The sequence below is a fragment of the Marinobacter sp. genome, from assembly GCF_041687235.1.
GTDB lineage: Bacteria > Pseudomonadota > Gammaproteobacteria > Pseudomonadales > Oleiphilaceae > Marinobacter.
In genome coordinates, this window is record NZ_JAWLCH010000012.1 from 52186 (window position 1) to 71186 (window position 19001).

16 protein-coding genes are annotated in these 19001 nt (G+C 57.1%); 12 read left to right on the top strand and 4 right to left on the bottom strand.

Features of this window, described 5'->3' with window-relative positions; genetic code table 11:
• Window positions 1–94: 94 nt before the first annotated feature.
• The 4 genes from ACESMK_RS15360 to ACESMK_RS15375 all read left to right on the top strand — a co-directional run bounded on the left by ACESMK_RS15360 (window position 95) and on the right by ACESMK_RS15375 (window position 4256).
• Window positions 95–2545, top strand: a complete 2451-nt coding sequence (locus tag ACESMK_RS15360; RefSeq protein ID WP_373000653.1) for an acyl-CoA dehydrogenase — start codon at window positions 95–97, stop codon at window positions 2543–2545.
• Window positions 2546–2562: 17 nt separating this feature from the next.
• Entirely contained in the window at window positions 2563–2943 is a 381-nt protein-coding gene (gene crcB, locus ACESMK_RS15365) for a fluoride efflux transporter CrcB (RefSeq protein ID WP_373000656.1), read from the top strand.
• 239 nt (window positions 2944–3182) lie between these two features.
• On the top strand, window positions 3183–3389 hold the full coding sequence (locus tag ACESMK_RS15370; protein ID WP_008172950.1) for a cold-shock protein: 207 nt from the start codon (window positions 3183–3185) through the stop codon (window positions 3387–3389).
• A gap of 171 nt (window positions 3390–3560) precedes the next feature.
• The gene (locus ACESMK_RS15375; protein WP_373000659.1) at window positions 3561–4256 is read left to right on the top strand and encodes a lysophospholipid acyltransferase family protein; all 696 of its coding nucleotides are present in this window, start codon (window positions 3561–3563) and stop codon (window positions 4254–4256) included.
• A 56-nt stretch (window positions 4257–4312) separates the two neighbouring features.
• Here the strand turns inward: ACESMK_RS15375 and ACESMK_RS15380 are convergent, their stop codons facing one another.
• The 4 genes from ACESMK_RS15380 to ACESMK_RS15395 all read right to left on the bottom strand — a co-directional run bounded on the left by ACESMK_RS15380 (window position 4313) and on the right by ACESMK_RS15395 (window position 9436).
• Window positions 4313–5116 carry a dienelactone hydrolase family protein gene (locus ACESMK_RS15380; RefSeq protein WP_373000662.1) on the bottom strand — a complete coding sequence of 268 codons (804 nt, stop codon included), beginning with the start codon at window positions 5114–5116 and terminating at the stop codon, window positions 4313–4315.
• A 200-nt stretch (window positions 5117–5316) separates the two neighbouring features.
• Window positions 5317–6075, bottom strand: coding sequence for an acetoacetyl-CoA reductase (phbB, locus tag ACESMK_RS15385; RefSeq protein ID WP_373000665.1), 759 nt, complete (start codon window positions 6073–6075; stop codon window positions 5317–5319).
• Window positions 6076–6119: 44 nt separating this feature from the next.
• Window positions 6120–7448 carry an acetyl-CoA hydrolase/transferase family protein gene (locus ACESMK_RS15390; protein WP_373000668.1) on the bottom strand — a complete coding sequence of 443 codons (1329 nt, stop codon included), beginning with the start codon at window positions 7446–7448 and terminating at the stop codon, window positions 6120–6122.
• A gap of 101 nt (window positions 7449–7549) precedes the next feature.
• The gene (locus tag ACESMK_RS15395) at window positions 7550–9436 is read right to left on the bottom strand and encodes a pyruvate kinase (RefSeq protein WP_373000671.1); all 1887 of its coding nucleotides are present in this window, start codon (window positions 9434–9436) and stop codon (window positions 7550–7552) included.
• Window positions 9437–9652: 216 nt separating this feature from the next.
• Between ACESMK_RS15395 and ald the strand changes: the two genes are divergently transcribed.
• The 8 genes from ald to ACESMK_RS15435 all read left to right on the top strand — a co-directional run bounded on the left by ald (window position 9653) and on the right by ACESMK_RS15435 (window position 18972).
• Window positions 9653–10771, top strand: coding sequence for an alanine dehydrogenase (ald, locus tag ACESMK_RS15400; protein WP_373000674.1), 1119 nt, complete (start codon window positions 9653–9655; stop codon window positions 10769–10771).
• Window positions 10772–10793: 22 nt separating this feature from the next.
• Window positions 10794–11366 carry a glutathione S-transferase N-terminal domain-containing protein gene (locus ACESMK_RS15405; RefSeq protein ID WP_373000677.1) on the top strand — a complete coding sequence of 191 codons (573 nt, stop codon included), beginning with the start codon at window positions 10794–10796 and terminating at the stop codon, window positions 11364–11366.
• A 234-nt stretch (window positions 11367–11600) separates the two neighbouring features.
• Window positions 11601–13013: a carbohydrate porin gene (locus ACESMK_RS15410; RefSeq protein ID WP_373000680.1), complete on the top strand. Its 1413-nt coding sequence runs from the start codon at window positions 11601–11603 to the stop codon at window positions 13011–13013.
• A gap of 57 nt (window positions 13014–13070) precedes the next feature.
• Window positions 13071–14315 (top strand): ABC transporter substrate-binding protein, encoded by a 1245-nt coding sequence (locus ACESMK_RS15415; RefSeq protein WP_373000808.1) that lies wholly within the window; start codon window positions 13071–13073, stop codon window positions 14313–14315.
• Between the two features lie 6 nt (window positions 14316–14321).
• Window positions 14322–15314 (top strand): carbohydrate ABC transporter permease, encoded by a 993-nt coding sequence (locus ACESMK_RS15420; RefSeq protein WP_373000683.1) that lies wholly within the window; start codon window positions 14322–14324, stop codon window positions 15312–15314.
• A complete protein-coding gene (locus tag ACESMK_RS15425; RefSeq protein WP_373000686.1) occupies window positions 15311–16153 on the top strand; it encodes a carbohydrate ABC transporter permease in 843 nt (280 codons plus the stop codon). The genes ACESMK_RS15420 and ACESMK_RS15425 overlap by 4 nt, the downstream gene beginning before the upstream one ends.
• 15 nt (window positions 16154–16168) lie before the next feature.
• Window positions 16169–17785: an alpha-amylase family glycosyl hydrolase gene (locus tag ACESMK_RS15430; protein ID WP_373000689.1), complete on the top strand. Its 1617-nt coding sequence runs from the start codon at window positions 16169–16171 to the stop codon at window positions 17783–17785.
• Window positions 17786–17838: 53 nt separating this feature from the next.
• The gene (locus ACESMK_RS15435) at window positions 17839–18972 is read left to right on the top strand and encodes an ABC transporter ATP-binding protein (protein ID WP_373000692.1); all 1134 of its coding nucleotides are present in this window, start codon (window positions 17839–17841) and stop codon (window positions 18970–18972) included.
• The last annotated feature ends 29 nt before the right edge of the window (window positions 18973–19001 follow it).

Sequence of the window (19001 nt, forward strand, 5' to 3'; positions counted from 1 at the left end):
GCATTTGCTGGTCAGCCCTCATCTGATGCGGTACCGTAAACGTAACGGTTTATAGTCTTCGACATTCCCGAACCATGGATGACAGAGAGAACCTATGATGACTTTCATACTGTTTGTAGTGGCACTGGCCGGCCTTCTGATTGTGATGCGGCGCGAGTCCGGTGCAACCTCCGCCATTGGCGTGATGGCCGTAACGGGTGTGCTCTCGCTGATTTTTGCCTCTGGCTGGCTGGCGCTGGTCTTGTTCCTCGGTGCCGCGGCAACCGCTGCAGCCGGTCTGCCGGGCTTTCGTCAGAGCTGGCTGACGCCCCGCATTTTCGCCATGTTCAAGAAAGTTGCGCCCAAGGTTTCGGATACCGAGAAAGTGGCCCTGGAAGCCGGCACTGTTGGCTGGGACGGTGAACTGTTCACCGGCCGTCCGGACTGGCACAACCTTCTGATTAACCGCAATACCGGTTTGAGTGAGGACGAACAGGCGTTCGTGGACAATCAGTGCACCCAGGCCATTTCCATGTGCAATGCCTGGGATGTAGCCGTCGAGCGGGCAGACCTGCCGAAGGAGCTTTGGGATTTCCTTAAGAAAGAGAAGTTCTTCGGCATGATCATTCCGAAAGAATACGGAGGCCTGGAGTTTTCCGCCAAGGCCCAGACGGCGGTGCTTCAGAAGCTGGCTGCCAACGAATCACTGATGGTCTCTGTCGGGGTGCCGAACTCGCTCGGTCCGGGTGAGTTGCTCGTGAAGTACGGCACCGAAGACCAGAAGAACCACTACCTGCCTCGCCTGGCTGATGGCCGCGAGATCCCATGCTTTGGTCTGACTGGTCCCCGAGCCGGATCCGATGCAACGTCGCTGCCGGACACCGGCATCGTCTGCAAACAGAAAGTCGACGGCAAGGAAGTGGTTGGTATCCGGCTGAACTTCGAGAAACGCTGGATCACTCTTGCGCCCATCGCCACCGTTGTCGGGCTGGCATTCCGGATGTTTGACCCGGATGGCCTGCTCGGCGATACCGAAGACTACGGTATCACCTGCGCGCTGATCCCGCGGGACACCAAAGGTATGGAAATTGGCCGTCGACACTGCCCGATCGGTAGCCCGTTCCTGAACGGACCGATCAAGGGTAAGGACGTGTTCATCCCTCTGGACTACATCATCGGGGGCGTGGATATGGCCGGCCAGGGCTGGCGGATGCTGGTTGAGTGCCTGTCTGTTGGCCGATGCATCACGCTGCCTTCTGGCGCGGCCGGTGCGGCTGCCTACTCGGTTGGCACGGCCGGTGGCTTTACCCGTATCCGCCGTCAGTTCAATACGCCGGTTGCGGATATGGAGGGCGTTCAGGAGCCATTGGCCCGGATCGCCGCGAAAACCTATATTTCCCAGGCGGCGGTCAATCACACGGCCAACATGATTGATAAAGGCGAGAAGCCGGCCGTACCTTCGGCGATCCTCAAGTACCACCTCACCGAGTTCCAGCGTGGCATCCTCACCGATGCCATGGATGTTCATGGTGGCAAAACAGTGACGCTTGGCCCTCGCAATTATCTGGGTATTGGCTACAGCGGTGCGGCAGTTTCGATCACCGTTGAAGGTGCCAACATCATGACCCGCAGCCTGATGATCTTCGGTCAGGGGGCCATTCGCTGTCATCCCTATGTGCTCAAGGAGCTGGCGGCCAAAGATAATGATGATATCAAGGCCTTCGATGATGCCTTCTTCGGCCATGCCGGCCTGATTTTCGGTAACGCCGCCCGCGCCTTTACCCAGGCGCTGGGCCTTGGCCGGGCGGATGTGCCGTTCGACAGCGCCAGCCGCAAATACGCCCAGGCCGTGGCCCGTTTCAGCGCGGCCTTCGGGCTCTGCTCGGATGCTGCGATGACCACACTGGGCAGCGAGCTGAAAATGCGCGAGCTGATCTCGGCGCGGTTGGGTGATATGTTGTCCAACCTGTACCTGGCCTCCATGGTGCTGAAGAACTGGCACGAGACCCAGCCGGTGGAAGGCGAAAAAGAAGCCATGGAGTACAGTCTTGAGCTGTTGATGCACCGCACCGAAAATGCTCTGGACGAGTTCCTGCAGAACTTGCCGAATCGGGCTGTGGCTATGGTGTTGCGCGCTGTTACCATGCCCCTCGGTCGCCGCTGGGGTGCTCCGCAGGACGACCTGGCGCGTAAGCTGGCACGTGCTATCTCCACCGATACGCCGATTCGCAACAAGTTGATTGCAAGCGTATGGACCAGCGACGGTGAGGGTACCGTGGTGAATCCGGTGGCCCGGTACAATGGTCTGCTGAAAGATTATGACAAAGCAGAGCAGCTGTACCGGAAGGTCACCAAGGCCTACGCCAAAGGTGAGCTGCCCATGACGGCATTACACCCGGAAGAGCGGTTTGAAGCGGCCCTTGAAGCCGGCATATACACCAAGGAAGAGGCCGACTTCATGCGTCAGTATGAAACCGTGGTTCTGGAAATGCTGACGGTGGATGACTTCCCGTTCGATGCGTTTGCACAGAACAAGGAGTTGGTGATTGATCATAATCCTGCCTGACAGAAGACTGCCCTGACATGTGGCTGTCTTTCCTCGCAGTAAGCGTTGGCGCCGTGATCGGCGCCAACCTTCGTTGGGCTCTGGGGTTGTGGCTGAACACCAGCTACCATGCCGTCCCCTACGGCACGTTGGTCGCCAACCTCAGTGGCGGCTGGCTGATTGGCCTGCTGATCGGCTATTTCAGTCATGGCACATCATTGGCGCCGGAGTGGCGGCTGTTTGCCATCACCGGTCTTTGTGGGGCCCTCACGACATTCTCGACCTTTTCCCTAGAGATGTTCGCCGCCATACAGGAAGGCAAATGGGCGATGGCGATTACCGGCATTCTTGCCCATGTAGTCGGCTCCATCCTTATGACTGCGCTGGGAATTTACACCTTCGGCCTGGTGAAAGGATGATGGGTACCACTACCTACATAAATTCTCGAAAATACCCTTGGCAAGCTCCGAATTCAGGAGTAGAGTGAAGGGCGTAGGAAAGATTCAGCAAAGCATTTCATGAATAAGACGTACCTCCGCAGTTAGTAGTGACCGTCCTGTTTTTGATTCCGCGAGTTCTGTTTTTCCGCAAAACGCCGACCTGACACCATGAAGGTGAGAGGCGGCAGATAATATGATTGATTTCAGGAAGTTTAAGTATGTCTACTACTACCGGTACTGTTAAGTTCTTCAACGAAGCAAAAGGCTTTGGCTTTATCACTCGTGAAGGCGGCCCGGACGTTTTTGTTCACTACAGCGCTATTCAGGGCAGCGGTTTCAAAACTCTGGCAGAAGGCCAGCAGGTTGAGTTCACCGTTACCCAGGGCCAGAAAGGTCCTCAGGCGGAGAACGTTGTTGCCCTGTAATCCCTGATGGATTCGGCAATAACCGCCAAAAAGGCAGCTTCGGCTGCCTTTTTTAATGTCTGAAATAATGTCTCGCCAGATGCCCTGCTTTTGTCATTTTCCCCCCGTTGTGTAATCTTTACCGACCTGCTGCTCGTTTAACCGGAAGTCGAGGTCTCCAGGACACATTACATGCTCCGACTGCTCAAGGCTGCCTGGATCCTGTTCTGGGCCATATTGCTTACCCTGATTCTGTTCTTCCCGATCGTGATTACGGCCCTGCTTGGCAAGCGGGGGGACGCTGCCTTTCACGGTACACAGATTTATGCCTGGCTCATCCTCAAGGTTTGTGGTATCCGGCTCAGAGTCCATGGCAGGGAAAATATTGAGCCCGGTCAGCGCTACGTGATCCTGAGTAATCACGCGTCCTATCTGGATCCCCCTGCACTGGTGCTTGCCCTCGGACTGCAATACCGGTGGGTGATCAAGAAGGAGTTGCGCAAAGTGCCCCTGTTCGGGCTGGCACTGGAAACCTCCCGGAACCTGTTTATCGATCGTTCCAGGGGCAGCGACGCTCTGGAAAGTATAAAACGTGGTGTTGCCCAGCTTCCGGATGGCACCAGCATTCTGATTTTTCCGGAAGGTACCCGATCATGGGATGGCAAGCTGCTCCCGTTCAAAAAGGGCGGTTTTGTCATCGCCCAGGACGGTGAGCTTCCGATTCTTCCCGTCACCATCTGCGGTTCTCACCAGCGCTTACCCAAAGGTCGTGCGGCGTTTACCAGTGGTGAGATTCAAGTCGTCATCCATCCCCCGATGGCTTCCGGGACTTTGCCCCTGGATGACTTGATGACGGATGTCCGTAACAGCATTGCGTCCTCCCTTTGAAACAAGAAAAACCCGGCCGTTGAGCCGGGTTTTGCTATGCCAGGGTTGGGCCAGTGTCACTCGGCAAAGATGGTCTCGTAGAACCGCATGGTGCCGTCCCAGGAACGGTTAGCGGCTTCTTCGTCATAACCAATCGGCATGCCGAACTCCTCGGCAACCCTGTCTGCATCCGGGTTGGTAAAGGAGTGTCGGACGCCCGGGAAGGTGACGAGTGTCAGATCCACTTCGGCATCCTGCATTTCCTTGACCAGGCCAGCCACCTGATCGGAGGGAACCATGTTGTCTGCGCCGCCGGTGTACACCTGAACCCGGGCCTTTACCTTGCCGGGCTCAGCACTGATGGGGCTGCCAAGGGCCCCGTGATAGCTGACTACGCCATCGAGATCAACGCCCATCCTGGCCATGTTGAGAACGACTGCACCGCCAAAGCAATAGCCCTGAGCGGCAATACGGGCGCCATCGACGCTTTCGTGGTTCTGCAGGATTTCCATTGCCTTGATGAAGCGTGCTTTGACCTGGTCCATGTCCCTGGTTGCTTCTTTCATGAACTCCTGAGCGGTGTCTGGATGATCGGCCTGCTTGCCCGAGCCATACATGTCCAGGGCGAAGGCCGTATAGCCTGCCGCCGCAAGCTTCTCCGCCTGATCCCGGGCGAACTCATTGTGGCCCCACCATTCGTGAACCACCAGCACACCCGGGCGTTTCTCCTCGACTTCATCATCCCAGGCCATGTAACCGGTGAAGGTGGTTTCACCGACCTTGTATTCGACGGTCTTGGTTTGCATTTCTGCCAGTACCTGCGTGCTTGCCAGAGTGAGTGACAGCGCTACGGTGGCCGCTGTTGTTTTCAGGGTTGTCATAATCAGTTCTGCTCCTTTCGAATCCGATTGTTTTATTTTCGAACATCCATTTGCCAAGCTGATAGTACGACTCATCCTGAAAATAGTAGCAGATGGTGAGTTGCGAGGATCGTAAGGGGTGTGAGCAGTGACATAAAGCTGCCCTGCTCGTTGTCGGTATGTTTGATTGCGGAACGTCTCATCGAGCCACGGGAGAGTATTCAATGCATGAACATCCCACCGTTGATCGACAAATCCGCACCGGTAATGAACGAGGATTGCTCATCTGCCAGGAAGGCAACCAGTCTGGCAATCTCATCGGGTTGGCCAAACCGCCCGACGGGAATCTGCGTTTTGATCTGCTCCCGGATCTTTTCATCAATGGCCAGAACCATATCGGTTTCGACGTAGCCGGGTGAAATGGTGTTCACGGTAATGCCTTTTCGGGCGGTTTCCTGAGCCAGGGCCTTGGTGAAGCCATGGATACCGGCTTTGGCGGCTGAATAGTTCACCTGGCCAAACTGACCTTTCTGCGCATTGATGGAGGAGATGTTGATAACACGACCGTAGTTCTGGGCAATCAGGGTATCGAGAAAACAGCGGGTAACGTTGAATACCCCGTCCAGATTGGTGTGTATGACTTCTTTCCAGGCATCCACAGGCATTTTCTTCATGACTGAATCCCGCGTAATCCCGGCGTTGTTGACCAACACATCCAGTCGTCCGTATCGGCTCAGGAGCTCGTTGGCCGCAGCCTCACAACTCTCGGTGTCGGCGATATCCATTTGTACGAGATCAATTTCCAGACCTTCCGTAGCCAGGCGGGCTTGCCATTCAAGGGCTTGCGGTTTGCGCTCTGCATTTCTGAACGTCGTCGCGACCTGGTAACCCTGGCTTGCGAGAACTCTGCAGATTGCTTCTCCGATACCGCGGGTTCCGCCGGTAACCAGTGCGACTCTTGAGGTTTTCTGAGTTGTCATTGTATTTCCCTCCATTGTGATTGCGAGTTAGGTGACAGAATCTCCTAGAGGAGTCCGATTGTCCTGGCTTCACGCTCCAGACTTTCTCGAAATTCCGGATCGGAGATATTGATCAGTGCTCTGGCCCTTTGAGGAATCGAAAGGCCTTTGAGGTTCACGCAGCCATGTTCTGTCACGACCATATGAACGTCGTTCCTCGGGTCTGTTACGGTGCCGCCCCGAAGCCTTGGCACAACACGGCTGACGGTTCCGCCTTGTGCCGTCGAACGAAGGGCCACGAAGGAACGACCGTTTCTGGACGCGTAAGCCCCACGCACAAAATCCAGTTGCCCGCCGCTTCCCGAGAATGGTCGATCACCCAGTTGCTCTGAGTTGATCTGACCGGTCAGATCGATTTCCAGTGCTGAATTCACGGAAACCATATTCTCGTTTAACCGGATAATGTCCGGGTTATTGACCCAGGAGGCCGGATATCCAACGATGGAGGGGTTGTCGTCCAGGAAGTCGTAGAGCTTTCTGTCCCCAAGCGCAAAGGTGAACACGTGCTTGTGCTGCATCCAGGTTTTCCGTTTGCCATTGAGAACGCCAGACTGAATCAGTGGCATCATTGCCGGAGAAAACAGTTCGCTGTGTAAACCCAGGTCGTTGTGGTTGGCCAGGCCTGCCAGGACGGCATTGGGCACCCCTCCCACGCCAATCTGTAGCGTGTCGCCGTCGTGGATCTGAGCAACGATCTGATCGGCAATTCTGAGGTCAACGTCAGTTGGAGGATTGGGTGTGGCCTCGATCAGTGGCTGATCGTTTTCCACGATCAGATCAATTTCCGAGATATGGACGGAGCACTCACCGAAGGTTCGAGGCATGTGACGATTGACCTCGACAATGACTTTCCTGGCTTTTCGGATGACAGAGGCGCCGTAATCGGCGTTGGTGCCGAGGCTGAAGTAACCATGGCGGTCCATGGGCGAAACCGTCACGAGAAAGCACTCGGGATCAATGTGCTCTGTTAACAGGCGACCGGCCTGGTGCAGCATGGCCGGTACAAATTCAATCCAGTTCGGGGACTCGGATTGCGCAATTGCGTTCCTGTCGGAGTGGCTCAGAAACAAGGGGCGGGGTGTGACAAACTCCTGTAAGTCTGGCGCCAACAGGGTTTCACGCAGAGTTTCGGTACCATGAAGGTAATAGAAGGCCAGGGGGCCGATCAGCCGATCCTTCAGCGCGTCTGCGGTTGCCGCCATCAGGGCGGGCGGTTGGGCAGCGCTCATGCCCAGGATCAGATTTTTACAATCGGCGAGTGTCGCTACCGCCTCGTGGGGAAGTCGTTTCCGCTCCAGGTAAAGAGCCTCTAACCCCGGATCCAGACTGTCCATATGCCACCGGCCTCAATTTCCATGAATTAGCGCCAAGGATGTTCGACTCTCGTGACGATTCAATGAATAAAAAGTGACCAATGTGTGAGGGGTGTTCGCGCTCAAGTGGTCAGATGGGCCAACTTCAATTCTCTGAGCATGGGCCGCCGCTTTTTTTGATGGCTTTGCATGCGTTTTAAAATATTATCCAGAGCCTCCACCGCCTCAGTGATGTGAGGGCCTTTGTTGAGCATCACGCATTCCGCTCGGTGCGCCATGACAGCGTCCGATATCTCGGCCCGTGATGGCACGCCTTTCCGAGCCAGATTCTCAAGGACCTGGGTTGCCCAGATGACAGGCACGTGGGCCGCCTCACAGACTGACAGTATTTCTTCCTGAACTTCGGCCAGGCGCTCGTACCCGCACTCCACAGCCAAATCTCCGCGGGCAATCATCACGCCACAGCATGGCCAACGCATGGCAGCCAGTAACATCCTCGGCAGGTTTTCGAACCCTTTTCGCGTCTCTACTTTCAGCACGATTGGCAACTTTTCTGCGCCGAGGTTCTTGAGCTGTTCTTGCAACAGCTGGACATCTGCAATTGAATTGGCGAACGACATCTCCACGACGTCGGCATGCTCTGCGATGAACGCAAGGTTCCTGAGATCTTCGTCGGTCAGGGCGTTGATGTTCAGTTGGCTGTCAGGAAGGTTGATGCCTTTTGCGCTGCGAAGTTTGCTGCCTTCCGGGCGCGCATGACGAATCCGTACCCAGAACCGGTCCGATTCAGTCTTCTCAATGACGCCGCCGATCTTTCCATCATCAAACCAGATGGTTTCGCCTTGGCGAACCTGTGAAACTACGGTAGGCATGGTGCAGCTTATGGTTGCCGGTTTGAGCAGGTTGCCCGCAGTGTCCCTTTCCTCATTGTGTCCCTGGACGGGATCAGAGGTTACCAGAACCATGTCGTCCCTCTTCAGGCGCAATACACCTACTTGGGGCGGGAAGTCCCGGATTTCTGTCTGCAGCCGTTGGGTCTGCCTTCCGTTCTCGAGGTGTAATTTTACTCCTGGTCTTACATAGCAAGCCTTGATGCTCTCTACGCAGCAGCCAGACTCGGTAATATTCACCACCGTCCATTTTCGGGATTTTTTTCGTGCGTCTGTCAGTGTGATCTCATCACACCGATGGAGGCATTTTAAAAAATTGCCGGAGACCTGGAATTGGGCTGCACAGTCCTCTGGGGCAACAGACGGGTTTTCAGAAGAGGTAAGCCAAACCCGGGCAGGGATCACTGTGATACCGTTTTCATCCCTTTTTGGACGAACATGGACGACTTTCGCTCCCGGCTCAATGTCACCGGTTCGTATTTTGGGGCCGCCAAGATCCATGAAAATACGGCAGTTCCGCCCATGACTCTGCTCTGCGCTTCGAAGGTTGCGGATCATGGCTTGCCAGATCTCCGGACTGTCATGCGCGCAGTTAATCCGCATGCAATTCATCCCCTTCGCCATCAATTGATGAATGATGTTCGGGTCGTGGGCGGCCTCGGTCGGCATAGTGACCATGATGCGAACAGTGCGCTCGCACTGATAGACCCCCAGCAGTTGATCGGCGTGATCGCTGAGAAGCCTGGAGCCGTCCTCGATTGTAGAAGTCGTTTTGTCCTCTTCATCCGTAGTAAAGTTTTGCTGTCCCAGAATCGAGGCCAATACCCGAATGACTGCATTGAGGGTAGGGAGCACACACGACTCAGCGCGGCCGAGAGACGAAAGACCCAATAATGAGAGTCTCTGTTGTAAAGGGCGAATGTCGTGCTGCCGGAGTGAAAGGTAGTGAAGCAGGTTTCTGGCGCTGGCCACATAGGCGGGATCAAGGTTGTCCAACTGGTTTCGATGTCCGGCCGCGTCCTTGGTAACAGTATCTCGGAGGTGTTTCAGGGCATCGAGAAGGCCCCCAACCTCTTCGATCTCGTAAGGCGTCAAGGTTGATACCGATGTCTCTTCCATCCGAAACCTCCTGCGACTGGCTGGTGCGTCGGAACCGGGATGATCCGTTAAAGCCAGACTGACCAAATAATGTTCACTAAGACAATGTCGATAAGTGATGTTGCCGTTTCATGAAGCTTTTGTTGCTCCGGTGGAGAACTTGCTAATTCAGGAAGTAACCTCTTGACTAAACTGCATTCAGGCACTCAAGAATTCCGAATGGTTTGGAGGCAGTCCATGAGAATAGGCGTACCCAGGGAAATCAAGAATCGCGAATACCGGGTTGGCATGACACCGGCGGCAGTTCATGAACTGTGTGGCCACAATCATGAGGTTGTTGTGGAAACCGGGGCCGGCGCGGCCATCGGGTTTTCAGATGAGGATTATCGACAGGCGGGGGCCAATATTCGTCAGACTGCCAGGGAGGTTTTCGACACTGCCGAGTTGATCGTCAAGGTCAAGGAGCCCCAGGCCGAAGAGCGGGCCATGCTGAAGCCGGAGCACACACTCTTTACCTACCTGCATCTCGCCCCGGACAAGGCGCAGACCGACGACCTTGTAAAGTCCGGAGCCACCTGCATCGCCTATGAAACCGTCACTGACCGTGCGGGCCACTTGCCCCTGCTGGCACCGATGTCGGAAGTGGCCGGGCGTATGTCGATTCAGGCCGGCGCCCATTGCCTGGAGAAAGCCATGGGCGGGCGCGGCGTTCTGCTGGGTGGTGTGCCTGGTGTCAGTCCGGCCCGGGTCGCGGTGGTTGGTGCTGGTGTCGTCGGCCAGAATGCCGTAGCCATGGCGGTTGGGCTGGGTGCCCAGGTGACAGTGCTGGACCGGAATATGGAGGTTCTCCGGCACCTGGACCACCTCTACGGCAACCGGGTAACAACGCTGTTTTCCACGGCTCAGACCCTCGATCAGGCGGTAACGGAATCGGATCTGGTGATTGGCAGCGTTCTCATTCCCGGAGCTTCGGCGCCCAAGCTGATTACCCGTGACATGATCCGTCGGATGCCAGAGGGGAGCGTGATTGTGGACGTGGCTATTGATCAGGGTGGGTGTGCCGAAACCTCTCGCGCAACAACTCACGACGACCCCACGTATATTGTTGATGGTGTGGTACATTATTGCGTGGCAAATATGCCGGGCGCCGTGGCCCGTACGTCGACACTGGCGCTGAACAACGTGACCTTGCCTTTCGTGGCAGCCCTGGCCAACAAAGGCCCGGACCGGGCGATGAAGGAAGATCCACACCTGAGGGCCGGGCTCAATGTTGCCGCAGGCAAGGTGACATATCGGGAAGTGGCCGAAGCCACCGGGCATCCATACACCAACCCTGAATCCCTGTTGGGATCCTGAGCGTGAAACCCTCGGAGAAGCCATGAAACTGATCGGATCCACCACTTCACCATACGTTCGACGCATTCGTATCCTGCTGGATGAAGAGCCCTACGAATTCATTAATCTCAATATCTATGGCGAAGGTCGCGACCAGCTGCGGCGCAACAATCCGACCCTGAAGATCCCGGTACTCGAAGACGGCGGCCAGGAAATTTATGATTCCCGGATCATCGCCCGTTACATCAGTGCCAAGCAGGGCCGCGATCCGCTGACCTGGGACCAGGAGAACCAGCTGACCATGATTGACGGGGCCAATGACTCCGCAGTCACCATGCTGCTCTCGGAAAAGTCCGGCATTGATACCAGCCAGGACCTGATGTTCTATAACCTCCAGCGTGAGCGAATCATGACCACGTTGCGCACGCTGGCGGCGATGGCGGAAGAGGGGCAGTTCGAAACCTGGAATTATCCGGCTATCTGCCTCTACTGTCTGGTGGACTGGCTGGATTTCAGGGAACTTGTCGACTTTACCGGCGTTGAAAGCTTGCTGTCCTACCGGGACAGTCGCCGGGATTACCCGTGGGTTGCCGAGACGGATCCCCGCAATTCCTGATTCTTGGCGGCCGGCAACCCGTCGGCCGCCCATCTCATAATTTAAGTTGAAATTAAGCCCTCTGAAAGGTTGCAGAAGCTATTCTGTGCTTTTATCTTTGGTCATTACTTAATCATTTAAGTGCTCATTCCGGACCCTGGTCCGATTTTTTTGAGCTGACCACTTAATGCATTAAGTTTCAGATGAATTGCATCAAAAAACAGACCTTACAAAAACAATATGAGGTTCCGACAGATGGTTTCTGGTAAAGCACCAATCCGTAATCCCCTGGCCGCGGCAGTGTCTATGGGCCTGCTGGTCTCGATGTCCCTGGCCGCCCAGGCTCAGGATAGCGTGGAAGAACGCCTGGCTGCACTGGAAGAAAAGCTCGCTGAAGTTGAGCCCCAGGCCACGGGTGCCGAGGGATTTTCTTTCAACACCTACGCCCGCTCCGGCCTGTTGCTCAATGGCGACCTTCAAAGTGCCCCGGGCGGACCCTACCTCACGCCTGCCGGTTCCGTTGGCGGCGCAGTGGGTCGCCTCGGCAATGAGCCCGACACCTATCTTGAGGCAATACTCAACTACAAGCAGGAAGCTGAAAACGGCACCAAATCCCACTATCGCCTGATGATCGCCGATTCCACCACCTCCAGTAACGACTGGACCGCCGGTGACGGCGCCCTGAATGTTCGTCAGGCCTATGTGGAATTCAGCGACATTGCCGGTTTCAGCGGCATCTTCAGTGATTCGGCAATCTGGGCCGGTAAACGGTTCGACCGGGATAACTTCGACATTCACTGGCTCGACAGTGATTTCATCTTCCTGGCCGGCACTGGCGCAGGTATCTACGACGTAACCTTCATTGAGTCGGTAAAATCCAACTTTTCCGTATACGGCCGTAGCTTTATCGATTTCCCGTCAGATCCGCAGACGGCAGACGAGACTTCAAGCACCGACAGCCTGATCCTCACGGCCAATAACTATTTCGGTGATGTTCAGTTGATGCTCAATGCCATCAATGCCCAGGACAATGACACTCGGGTTGTTGAGGGTGTTCAGGAAGCGGCAGACACCGGTTTCCACACCATGCTGGCCTACCATGGCGGTGACTTCTTTGGCCTGTCCGACGGTAACTTCAAGGTGGCAGTGATGCATGGCCAGGGCCTGGGTGCCGAGGCCAAGAATATCGGTGCGGACGGCGACCTGCATGAGGATGCGGTCAGCACTCGCCTGGGGATTTACGGTACCACTTACCTGAGCGAGAACTGGCGCATTGCCCCCGCTATCCTGGCGGAAACCAGCGAAGACCGCTACATCAAGGGAGATGAGTACCAGTGGCTGACGTTCAATACCCGGCTGGCCCACGAGATCGGCAGCAACTTTGAAATGCAGTACGAAGCTTCCTGGCAGACCATGGATATCACCCCGCTGGGCTATGCCGGTCGGAATGCGGTTGACGGTGACTACTCCCGGTTTACCGTGGCGCCCACTTTCAAACCCCAGGTCGGCGGCTTCTGGAATCGGCCGGAGATCAGGGTGTTCGCCAGCTACTCAACCTGGGATGACGAGCTCGACGGCTATGCCAGCGGCGACGCTCTGGGTGACGCGGAAACAGACTTTACCAGTGGTCAGTGGACCTTTGGTACGCAGATGGAAATCTGGTTCTGAAACCGACAATAACAAACCGAGGTGACTAACATGTCCAGATTCAATCGTAACCTGTGGATGGCCGGCAGCCTGGCGGCTTTTGCCCTTGCTGGCGGCGTGCAGGCCAAAACCATCACCATCTCCTGTGGTGCCGTGGGTGCCGAGAAGCAGCTTTGTGAGGAGGGCACCCAGGCCTGGGCGGATCAGACCGGCCACGAGGTGAAGGTGGTGTCCACGCCCAACTCAGCCACGGAACGACTCTCCCTGTACCAGCAACTGCTGGCGGCCCAATCCAGGGATGTCGATATCTTCCAGATTGATGTGGTCTGGCCGGGTATGCTGGCACAGCATCTGGTAGACCTCTCGGAGCATACCAACGGTGCCGAGGATGCCCACTTTGAGTCCCTTGTGCAGAACAATACCGTGGATGGCCGGTTGGTGGCGATGCCCTGGTTTACCGATGCAGGTGTGCTGTATTACCGCAAGGACCTTCTGGACAAGTACGATCAGGAGGTTCCGGAAACCTGGCAACAGCTTACCGATTCCGCCCGTGTGGTCATGTCAGGCGAACGTGAAGCCGGTAACGACCGCTTCTGGGGGTTTGTCTGGCAGGGCCGGGCTTACGAAGGTCTTACCTGTAACGCCCTGGAGTGGGTCAGTTCCCACAACGGCGGCACGGTGGTGGATGCCGAAGGCAATGTCACCATCAACAATCCTCAGGCCCGGGAAGCGCTGACGCTGGCCAGCACCTGGATTGACGATATCTCCCCGCGTAGCGTGCTGAACTACACCGAGGAAGAGGCACGGGGCGTGTTCCAGTCCGGTAATGCGCTTTACATGCGTAACTGGCCCTACGCCTGGAGTCTGGCCCAGAGCGATGACAGCCCGGTCAAGGACAAGGTCGGTGTTGTGGCACTGCCCAGGGGTGGTGAACAGGGCAGCCACGCAGGCACCCTGGGGGGCTGGCAGTTGGCGGTTTCCCGCTACTCCGCCAACAAGGACGAGGCGGCAGATCTGGTCCGATTCCTCACCAGCTATGAAGAGCAGAAACGCCGGGCGATCCAGGGCAGCTATAACCCCACGATTCCGGGACTGTATGAAGATGGAGAGGTTCTTGCGGCCGTGCCCTTCTTCGGCGAGCTGTTCGAGACCTTCAAGAACGGCGTGCCCAGGCCGTCATCAGTGACCGGGGACAGTTATGGCCGGGTCAGCAATGCGTTCTTCAACGCCACCCATCAGGTGCTTTCTGGCGAGGCGGAGCCGGAGCAGGCGTTGAATGGTCTGGAGCGTCAGCTTCAGCGTCTTGGCCGTCGGGGCTGGTAACCGGCCATGGCTCATACCACTCCGGCACCTTTAGAAACGGCCGCGGGCGGCAAATCGCCGGCCCGGGCCTTTCCCGCCAAACGGCAAGCCAGCCGGGTGCGCCGCCAGCGCCTGCGGGCGGCATGGCTGTTCCTGATTCCCATGCTGGTTGTGCTGGCAGCTGTGGCGGGCTGGCCACTGATGCGGACCATCTGGTTCAGCTTCACCGATGCCAGCTTCTCAAACATCAGTGAATACGGCCTGGTGGGCTTCGAGAACTACCTGGTGTACGACAACGGCGCCTGGTATGGCGTGTTGGCCGACCCGACCTGGTGGAATGCGGTCTGGAACACGCTGTTCTTCACGGTGGTGTCGGTAGGCATGGAGACCGTGCTGGGTCTGATCATCGCGCTGACCCTGAACGCCCAGTTCCGGGGGCGGGGCTGGGTTCGGGCAGCCACGCTGATTCCCTGGGCGGTGCCAACCATTGTGTCCGCCAAGATGTGGGGCTGGATGCTCCACGACCAGTTCGGGATCATCAACGAGATGCTGATGGGTATCGGCCTGATCGCCGAGCCCCTGAACTGGACGGCCAACGCGGATCTGTCCATGTGGGCGGTCATCATGGTGGATGTCTGGAAAACCACACCCTTTATGGCCCTGCTCACGCTGGCGGCCCTGCAGATGTTGCCCTCGGACTGCTATGAGGCGGCAAAAGTGGACGGGATTCACCCGGTCCGGGTGTTCTTCAAGGTCACCCTGCCGCTGATCCTGCCGGCGTTGATGGTCGCCATTATTTTCCGGGTACTCGATGCCCTGCGGGTGTTCGATGTGATTTACGTGCTGACATCCAACAGTGCGGACACCATGTCCATGTCGGTCTACGCCCGACAACAGCTGGTGGAATTCCAGGATGTCGGATACGGTTCGGCGGCCTCCACGGTGCTGTTCCTGATCATCGCCCTGCTGACCATCAGCTATCTCTATCTTGGCCGCAAACAGATCGGGGGTGAGGCATGAACCGCAAACTGCTTAAGAAAATCGCGGCGAAAACCGGTTTCGCTGTCCTGCTGGCGGGGATACTCCTGTTCACGGTGTTTCCGTTCTATTACGCGATCGTGACCTCGTTCAAGAGTGGTTCCGAACTGTTCGATGTGACCTGGTGGGTGAGTTCCTTCGATTTCTCCAATTACCTGTCGGTGATTGGTGACGGCTCCTTTGTGGGCAGTATCTGGAACTCTGTACTGGTGTCCTTCGCCACGGTGATCATTGCCATGGTATTTGGCCTGACAGCCGCCTATGCCCTGGGTCGGGTGCAGTTCCGGGGCCGCAGTGCGGTGCTGATGATTGTGCTCGGGGTGTCGATGTTTCCGCAGGTGGCCGTGCTGTCAGGCCTGTTCGAGGTGATTCGTGTGCTGGATCTCTACAACAATCCGCTGGCGCTGATTTTTTCCTACACCATCTTCACGTTGCCGTTTACGGTCTGGATTCTGACCACCTTCATGCGGCAGTTGCCGAAGGAGCTGGAAGAGGCAGCCATTGTTGACGGTGCCTCGCCCATGACCACCCTGTTCAAGGTGTTTATCCCGCTGATGTGGCCAGCCATGGCCACAACAGGCCTGCTGGCGTTTATCGCCGCCTGGAACGAGTTCCTGTTTGCACTCACCTTCACACTCACCGACGACCAGCGCACGGTGCCTGTCGCCATTGCCCTGCTGACCGGCGGCTCCCAGTACGAGCTGCCCTGGGGCAACCTGATGGCGGCGTCTGTCATTGTTACGGTGCCGTTGGTGTTGCTGGTGCTGATTTTCCAACGTCGTATCGTATCCGGCCTCACGGCGGGTGCGGTGAAAGGTTAATTGAGGAGTTATTGTATGATCCAGTCACAGCCCTGGTGGAAAGGTGGCATTATCTACCAGATCTATCCCCGCAGCTTTCTTGACAGCAACGGGGATGGCATTGGCGACCTGAAGGGCGTTACCCGCAAACTGCCCTATGTCGCCTCCCTGGGCGTGGACGCTATCTGGCTGTCTCCGTTCTTCACCTCGCCCATGAAAGACTTCGGCTACGACGTCTCTGACTACCGGGGGGTTGACCCGATTTTCGGGGCCATGGACGACTACCGCGCTCTGGTGGTCGAAGCCCATCGGCTGGGCCTGAAAGTGATCATTGACCAGGTGCTCAGCCACACGGCCGAGAATCACCCGTGGTTCGAGGAAAGCCGTTCCAGCCGGGATAATCCGAAAGCTGACTGGTTTGTCTGGGCTGACCCAAAGCCTGACGGCACCCCGCCCAACAACTGGTTGTCGATTTTTGGTGGCAGTGCCTGGGCCTGGGACAGTCGCCGGGGCCAGTATTACCTTCACAATTTCCTGGCCAGCCAGCCGGATTTGAACTTCCATAACCCGGATGTGCGCCAGGCACAGCTTGACAATATGCGGTTCTGGCTGGAGCTGGGAGCGGATGGCTTCCGCCTGGACACCGTGAACTTCTATTACCACAGCCAGGGACTGGAGAATAACCCCGCCGTTCCCGCTGGTGAGAACAAGACCTTCGTGGCCAAGGGCGTCAATCCGTACACCTATCAGCGCCACGTTCATGATCTCAGCCAGCCGGAGAACCTGGCGTTCCTGGAGGACCTTCGTGCCCTGATGGACGAGTTTCCGGATACCACCCTGGTGGGCGAGATCGGAGATGACCGGCCACTCGAGCGCATGGCCGAGTACACCCGGGGCAGCAACCGACTGCATATGGCCTATTCCTTTGACCTGCTTTCCGACCAGCATGGCCCGGAGTGGGTTCGCGATGTGGTGGGCCGTTTCCAGGACGGCCTTGGCGATGGCTGGGCCTGCTGGGCCCTGAGCAATCATGACGTGGTGCGGGTGGTCTCACGCTGGGGTGAGCATGCGGAGGATCCCCACGCCTACGCCCGCGTGCTTATGGCCCTGCTGCTCTCGCTTCGCGGCAGCGTGTGCATCTACCAGGGTGAGGAGCTCGGTCTGCCGGAAGCCTGGGTGCCTTTCGAGGCATTGCAGGATCCCTACGGCATCGAGTTCTGGCCGGAATTCAAGGGCCGGGACGGTTGCCGTACCCCCATGCCGTGGACCCCGGAAGCCAACGGTGGCTTCACCACGGGCACGCCCTGGCTGCCGGTGGACCGCCACCATCTCGAGCTGTCGGTTCAGAGTCAGGAAGACAACCCGGATTCTACCCTTAATAGCGTTCGTCGGCTGATCCGCTGGCGCCAGAAACAGCCCGCACTGGTTCAGGGTGAGCTGGAGCTGATTGAGAACACGGGCGATGCGCTTTGCTGGGTTCGCAGGGCTGAGGAACAGTCCATGCTGGTGGCGCTCAATGTTACCGGCCAGGAGCTTCGACTCCCGGTGCCCTGTGATATTGACCGGGTTGCAACCGGTCATGGCTTTACCGGCTTTATCGATGGCGGCGACCTTGTCCTGCCACCATATCAGGCTTTATTTGCAGAGTTGTAAAAATTGTCGCGGCGCCCGGCCTGGACCGGGCGATTAACAGAGGAGTCTCCACCATGGCATGCGTGGAACTGAAAAATATAAACAAGACCTTTGGACAGATTGAGATTCTGCCGTGCGTAAACCTGCGCATCGAAGACGGCGAATTCGTGGTCTTTGTCGGCCCCTCGGGTTGTGGTAAGTCGACCATGCTCCGGCTGATTGCCGGGCTGGAGGACCCCACCAGCGGGGATATCGAAATAGATGGGGAAGTGGTCACTGACCAGTCACCGAAAGAGCGGGGTGTGGGCATGGTGTTCCAGTCCTACGCCCTGTATCCCCACATGTCGGTGTATGAGAACATCGCCTTTGGCCTCAAACTGGGCAAGGCGAACAAGAGCAAAATTCGGGAATGGGTGGAAAAAACCGCCGAGGTCCTGCAGTTGGAGAAGTTGCTTGACCGCAAACCCCGGGAGTTGTCCGGCGGCCAGCGCCAGCGGGTTGCCATTGGTAGGGCCATGGCCCGGGAACCCAAGATCATGCTCTTCGATGAGCCGCTGTCCAACCTTGATGCAAGCCTGCGGGTGCAGATGCGCACCGAAATCGCCAAGCTCCATGACCGGCTGCAGTCCACCATGATCTACGTCACCCACGATCAGGTTGAGGCCATGACCCTCGCTGACAAGATTGTGGTGCTCAACGGCGGCAACATCGAACAGGTGGGTACACCCTACGAGCTCTACGAAACGCCGGCCAGCCTGTTCGTGGCGGGATTCATCGGTTCGCCGAAAATGAACCTTATGCCTGGCACGGTTGAGGGGGAAGCTGGCGCGTCTAAAACCACCATCGAGATCCGTGGCCTGGGAGCGTTGACCGTCAACCGGGATACGTCCGCCCTGAAACCTGGCGACAAGGTGACCGTGGGTGTTCGCCCAGAGCACTTCCGTCTGGCGCTTTCAGGGCCCGATCACGGCCTCGAAGTGGTCAACGTTGAGTATCTCGGAAACGAGGCTTATGTCTATGTTGAGTTGCCTGGCATGGAAGAGCTCATGATTGTACGCCAACCGGTGCCTTGCGATGTTCAGACCGGGCAGCGCGTGACACCGACCACGGAGCCCGAACTGGTGCATGTGTTTGATGGCAGTGGCCAGGCTCTTCGGCCTTTCAAGGCAGAACCGGAAGTGGCGGAACAGCTGGCCGAGACCCAATGAAACCTGAGAACCAAAGGCGGGAGAGACGA